Annotated in this window: 3 protein-coding genes; all 3 read left to right on the forward strand. The window is 73.3% G+C overall.

Annotated features, from left to right (window positions below; translation table 11 throughout):
• The coding region (locus E2E34_RS32275) for a protein phosphatase 2C domain-containing protein (protein WP_138905394.1) at positions 1–1,011 on the forward strand (1,011 nt) is incomplete at its 5' end.
• 91 nt (positions 1,012–1,102) lie between these two features.
• Positions 1,103–2,851: a pyruvate dehydrogenase gene (locus tag E2E34_RS32280; RefSeq protein ID WP_138905395.1), complete on the forward strand. Its 1,749-nt coding sequence runs from the start codon at positions 1,103–1,105 to the stop codon at positions 2,849–2,851.
• A gap of 124 nt (positions 2,852–2,975) precedes the next feature.
• Complete coding sequence (locus tag E2E34_RS32285) at positions 2,976–3,728, forward strand: hypothetical protein (RefSeq protein ID WP_138905396.1); 753 nt, start codon at positions 2,976–2,978, stop codon at positions 3,726–3,728.
• Positions 3,729–3,929 lie beyond the last annotated feature (201 nt).

Raw genomic sequence — 3,929 nt, forward strand, 5'->3', positions numbered from 1 at the left:
GCGCCGCGCACCGGATTCGTCGGGGACCGGCCGCCCACCTACGACGCCGAGCCGACGGCCCTGCCCGCCGCCGACCCGCACGAGCTCGGCGCGCTCGTCGCCGACACCGTGCTCGACGGCGCCCGGTACGGCACGTACACCCTGCGCGCCGCCTCCGTGCGCGGCGACTCCGCCCGCTACCGCGGCGAACCCCGCCGCGACTCCCTGCTCACCGCCCGCTTCGGTCGCGGCGAGGACGCGCTCGTCCTGGTCGCGGTGGCCGGCGGGGCCCGCGCCGCCGAGAGCGCGCACCTGGCCGCCGCCGACGCCTGCCGATGGATCGGCGAGGCCGTCGGCCGCAGCCACACCCGGCTCGCCGACGACATAAGGGCGGGCCGCCGGGGCGACCTCAAGTCCGGTCTGCACCGCCTCACCGACCGCGGCTACGGCAGGCTGCGCGCCCGCGCGTCCGAACTCGGCCTCAGCCCCGAGGAGTACACGGTGAGTCTGCGCTGCCTGCTCCTGCCCGCCGACCCGCGGTGCCGCACCCGGGTCTTCTTCGGCATCGGTGGCGGCGGCCTGTTCCGGCTGCGCGGCGGCGTCTGGCAGGACATCGAGCCCTCCGTGCCCGAGCCCGCCGCCGTCACCGGCGCGCCCGTCGTCGGTTTCGGCTCGCCCCCGGCCCACCTGGGCGACGGCCCCGGCTCGGTCCCGTCCGAGACCCCCGAGGGCGACCGCCTCACCATGGACCTCGGCATCCCGACGCCGCCGTCCCCGTACGTCGCGAGCGCCCCGCCGCCCGCCGAGCCCTTTCGCTTCCGGGCGTCCGTCGCCCGCCCGGGTGACACCCTGCTGCTGTGCGGCGGCGGGCTCGCCGACCCGCTGCGCGGCGAGCCCGCGCTCGCCGAGGAACTGGCCGAACGCTGGGCCGGAGCCGAACCGCCCGGCCTCGCCGAATACCTCGCGGACACCTGCCTGAGGGTGAAGGGGTACGCCGACGACCGTACGGCGGTGGCGGTCTGGGAGGCGTAACGGTGCCCCGCGTGGGTTGATGGACTCGGCACCGCACGGCGCAGCCCCGTGCGCGACCGGCCGACCGTCTCCCGAAAGGCGTGCGCATCCCATGGCCAAGCAGAAGGTGGCGGAGCAGTTCGTCGACATCCTCGTCAAGGCCGGGGTGCAACGCCTCTACGGTGTCGTCGGCGACAGCCTCAACCCCGTCGTCGACGCGATCCGCCGCACCCCGGGCATCGACTGGATCCAGGTCAGGCACGAGGAGGTCGCAGCCTTCGCCGCCGGCGCGGAGGCGCAGATCACCGGCAGCCTCGCCGCCTGCGCGGGTTCCTGCGGCCCCGGCAACCTGCACCTGATCAACGGCCTGTACGACGCGCACCGCTCCATGGCCCCGGTCCTCGCCCTCGCCTCGCAGATCCCGTCCGGCGAGATCGGGCTCGGATACTTCCAGGAGACCCACCCCGACCAGCTGTTCCGCGAGTGCAGCCACTACTGCGAGCTGATCTCCAGCCCCCGGCAGATGCCGCGCGTGCTCCAGACCGCCATCCAGAACGCCGTCGGCCGCAGCGGCGTCAGCGTGGTGGCCCTGCCCGGCGACATCGCGTCCGAGACGGTGTCCGAACGCGCGGGTGAGCACGCGCTCGTCACGTCGCGCCCCGTCGTACGCCCCGGGGAGGCGGAGCTGGAGAAGCTCGCCCGCATGGTCGACGAGGCCAAGCGCGTCACGCTCTTCTGCGGAAGCGGCACGGCGGGCGCCCACGCGCAGGTGATGCAGTTCGCGGAGCGCGTGAAGTCCCCCGTGGGGCACGCGCTGCGCGGCAAGCAGTGGATCCAGTACGACAATCCGTACGACGTCGGCATGAGCGGACTGCTCGGCTACGGCGCGGCGTACGAGGCCACCCACGAGTGCGACCTGCTGATCCTGCTGGGCACCGACTTCCCGTACTACGACTTCCTGCCCCACGACGGGGACGTGAAGATCGTGCAGGTCGACGTGCGGCCCGAACGCCTCGGCCGCCGCTCCAAGCTGGACCTCGCCGTCTGGGGCGACGTACGCGAGACCCTGACGTGTCTGACGCCGCGCGTGAAGGCGAAGCCGGACCGCAGGTTCCTCGACCGGATGCTGAAGAAGCACGCCGACGCGCTCGAAGGGGTGGTGAAGGCGTACACCCGCAAGGTCGACAAGCGGGTGCCGATCCACCCCGAGTACGTTGCCTCCGTCCTCGACGAACTGGCCGACGACGACGCCGTGTTCACGGTCGACACGGGCATGAACAACGTCTGGGCCGCCCGCTACATCACTCCCAACGGGCGCCGCAGCATCATCGGCTCCTTCACCCACGGTTCGATGGCCAATGCCATGCCGCAGGCGATCGGCGCCCAGTTCACGGACCGGGACCGCCAGGTGATCGCGATGTCCGGCGACGGCGGCTTCAGCATGCTGATGGGCGACTTCCTCACCCTCGTGCAGCACGGCCTGCCGGTGAAGGTCGTCGTCTTCAACAACTCCTCCCTCGGCATGGTGGAGCTGGAGATGCTGGTCGACGGCCTGCCGTCGTTCGGTACGGCGAACAGGAACCCGGACTTCGCGGCGGTCGCCCGCGCCTGCGGGGCGTACGGCGTACGGGTGGAGAAGCCGAAGCAGCTGGCCGGGGCCCTCAAGGACGCGTTCAAGCACAAGGGCCCGGCCCTCGTGGACGTCGTCACCGACCCGAACGCCCTGTCGATCCCGCCCAAGATCCGCGCCGAGATGGTCAGCGGCTTCGCCCTGTCGGCGAGCAAGATCGTGCTGGACGGCGGCGTGGGGCGGATGCTCCAGATGGCCCGCTCGAACCTGCGCAACGTGCCGAGGCCGTAGCTCCGTACGAGTGGAATGCGAAGCCGGGGCGGGCCGGACGCGGCGTGTCGCGGAAGGTCTCACCGCAAGCGACTGCTAATCACCCCAGCCAGCGAAAGGGCCTGTGACGCGCATGTTCCCGCGCTTGTCTTTCCCTCGCCGCGTCCGTCGCGGCCGTATCTCCGCCGCCGTCGCGGCCGCCGTCGTCATCGCCACGCCCGCCGCGATCGCCGGCCTCCCGGACGCGGTCACCTCGGTGATGGGCGCCACGGGCGGCCCGGACGCCGGGAAGGCCCCCCGGGCCGAGGCGGGCGCCCCGGCGCCCGGCACCCCGATCAGGGCAGGGCTGCTGAGGCTGGAGTTCGGCGCGGCGGGGCACGGCGTCGCCGTCGCGCCCGTCGCCGGCGCCGCCCGGCCGGCCCCGGGCGCGGTCGCCCTCACCGCCCGCGAGGGCAGCCGGTTCGTGCACGGCGGCGGGAAGCCGCTGGGGGGCAAGGTGCTCCTCGACGGCGGCGTACGGCTGTCGAAGGGCGACCGGTCCGTCGTCATCGTCAAGGACCTCGCCGTCGACCTGCGGACGCACGTCGTCACCGCGACGGTGGGCGGGGGCAGGCCCGGCGCGCGGCTCGGCGTACTGCGCGACACCACGACCCGGCTCCTGCCGCGCGCCACGCGGCAGGACGCGAACATCGCGATCGGCGGGCGGCTCGTGGTCGACGGGGCGGCGGGGGAGCGGATCGACGCGGCGCTGGGAGCACCGGTGTTCGGCGGAGCCGGTACGGGGGGCGCGACCGGCGTCGACGCGACGTTCGAGGCCGGCGCGGACCTGGACGTCGACCTCGCCCGCGCGCTGGGCCTGGACGACGAACTGGGCCTGGAGCCCCGCCCCGCCCGGTAGGCCAGGAGCGCGCGGGCGCAGGTCACGTACGGCGAATCCGGCAGCCGGCACTCCTCGGATCGGCCGATCCCGGCCGATCGGCGGGCATCCGCGCAGATCCGGAAATTCCCCCAACACCGGTTAATTGACTAATGGACACTGGCTCTTATACACATCTCCGAGCCCACCAGACTAGCCCTCAACCCGTATGCCGCCTTCTAC

It is taken from the genome of Streptomyces albidochromogenes, assembly GCF_005981925.1.
Lineage (GTDB): Bacteria > Actinomycetota > Actinomycetes > Streptomycetales > Streptomycetaceae > Streptomyces > Streptomyces albidochromogenes.